Source organism: Idiomarina aquatica, assembly GCF_004362895.1.
Lineage (GTDB): Bacteria > Pseudomonadota > Gammaproteobacteria > Enterobacterales > Alteromonadaceae > Idiomarina.
This window is the reverse complement of the sequence record NZ_SNXI01000049.1, coordinates 1-1,938: the sequence shown is the minus strand read 5'-3', so window position 1 is coordinate 1,938 and position 1,938 is coordinate 1. Positions and strand designations below refer to the sequence as shown.

Below are 1,938 nucleotides of genomic sequence, written 5' to 3'. Positions count from 1 at the left end.
TGCATGACCTTCTCGTGCAACAGCCGGTGCTGTGGGCGGACGAGACAACAATAAAAGTCATCCAGTCTGAGAAAAGAAAATCCTACATGTGGGTGTATGGTTGCGGCACAGATAAGCCGCCGCCCGGTAATACCTCATCACCACCCAACATCGTACTGTATGACTACCAGGATGGTCGCGGCGGGTCACATCCGAAGGACTTCCTGCAGGGTTACCGTGGACCATTGCAAGTGGACGGCTATCAAGGTTACGAGCAAACTGATGCTATCCTTGCCGGTTGCTGGGCACATGCCAGACGTAAGTTCGTGGACGCCAAAACCGTGCAGGGGAAAAAGAAAACCGGTAAAGCTGATGTTGCGATTGCGTTTATTCAAAAGCTGTACCGTGTTGAACGGCTGATGGCTGATAAGTCAGCGGATGAGCGTTTGCATGCACGGCAAAGCGAATCCGCAGCTGTAATGAGCGACTTGAAAGAGTGGCTTGATACGCAGTTAAATCAAGTGCCACCGACGAGCGTGATAGGCAAAGCCGTGCAATATACATTGAACCAATGGTCGAAGTTGCAAGTGTATTTAACCGACGGACGCATTACTATCGATAACAACCGCGCCGAGCGCGCTATCAAACCGTTCGTGATTGGTCGCAAAGCTTGGCTGTTTGCCAATACCTACGGTGGAGCGGATGCCAGTGCGGTGCTGTACAGCTTGGTAGAAACCGCCAAAGCCAACGGCCTGCAACCGATTGACTACCTGATGAGCCTGTTCAAGCAGTGGCCGCTCATTAACGACAGCGATAATATCGACCACTTACTTCCCTGGAATATCGAGCTCACACCCTAGCGTCAATTATCTTGGCCGGTTGTGTGGTTCGAGTTACGCTTACCCAGCAACCGGCAAGGATAGCATCAGTTTGCTCGTAACCTTGATAGCCGTCCACTTGCAATGGTCCACGGTAACCCTGCAGGAAGTCCTTCGGATGTGACCCGCCGCGACCATCCTGGTAGTCATACAGTACGATGTTGGGTGGTGATGAGGTATTACCGGGCGGCGGCTTATCTGTGCCGCAACCATACACCCACATGTAGGGCAAGATCGTGAACGTTTTTTGGCCACTTGGGCTAATAAATAATTGATCGATTTGACGATCAGTTTTAGTCGTGATCATATACTCTCTTTTACGGAGAGCCATGATGAGCCTGACCTTGCTGACTGACCACTTTGCCGACATTGAAGACCCAAGACAAGCATCAAAAGTAACCTATAAATTGTTTGATGTCCTGTTTTTAACCCTGACTGCGGTCATATCAGGCGCAGAAGGCTGGGAAGAAATCGAAGATTTCGGACACCTTAGGCTAAAATGGCTAAAAAAATACGGTGATTTCAGTCATGGCATTCCGGTACATGACACCATCGCCAGGCTTGTTTGTCGTATCGACCCGCAGGCGTTTCACCAGCGATTTATACAGTGGATGCAAGCAACTGAAAAACTGACCGATAAACAAGTCGTTGCCGTAGATGGTAAAACGCTGCGCCGCTCGTACAAGCGCCATGACAGGCAATCGACGCTGCACATGATAAGTGCGTTTGCGACTAAAATCGGTGTTGTTCTCGGCCAGCGGCGGACGGATGAAAAGTCGAATGAGATCACCGCCGTACCTGAGTTATTAGAGCTGCTGGAACTGGAAGGTGCGATGGTGACACTCGACGCCATGAGCTGCCAGAAGCAAATCGTGAAAACAATAGTAAAGAAAAAAGCGGACTACTGCATTGCGGTAAAAAAGAACCAAAAGTCGCTATATCAGGCACTCCAGGATGCATTTGAGCTCAGTGAAAGCAACGAGCCCGGACATGTTGAGCAAAAGCATGGTCGCGTTGAATATCGCTCTTATGATGTCTTATCAGCATTAGAGTTGCCCACGGGCATACGTTCAGTCTGGTC

General features: G+C 49.9%; 2 protein-coding genes and 1 pseudogene. 2 read left to right on the top strand and 1 reads right to left on the bottom strand.

The window, feature by feature from the left end; translation table 11 throughout:
• The coding region (gene tnpC, locus DEU29_RS13855) for an IS66 family transposase (protein ID WP_133540991.1) at window positions 1-839 on the top strand (839 nt) is incomplete at its 5' end.
• 28 nt (window positions 840-867) lie between these two features.
• Here tnpC and DEU29_RS13850 read toward each other — a convergent pair.
• Window positions 868-1,083, bottom strand: a pseudogene (locus tag DEU29_RS13850) (IS66 family transposase); the annotation flags it as partial.
• 103 nt (window positions 1,084-1,186) lie between these two features.
• Here DEU29_RS13850 and DEU29_RS13845 point away from each other — a divergent pair.
• A partial coding sequence (locus DEU29_RS13845; RefSeq protein ID WP_133540989.1) for an ISAs1 family transposase occupies window positions 1,187-1,938 on the top strand: 752 nt, incomplete at its 3' end.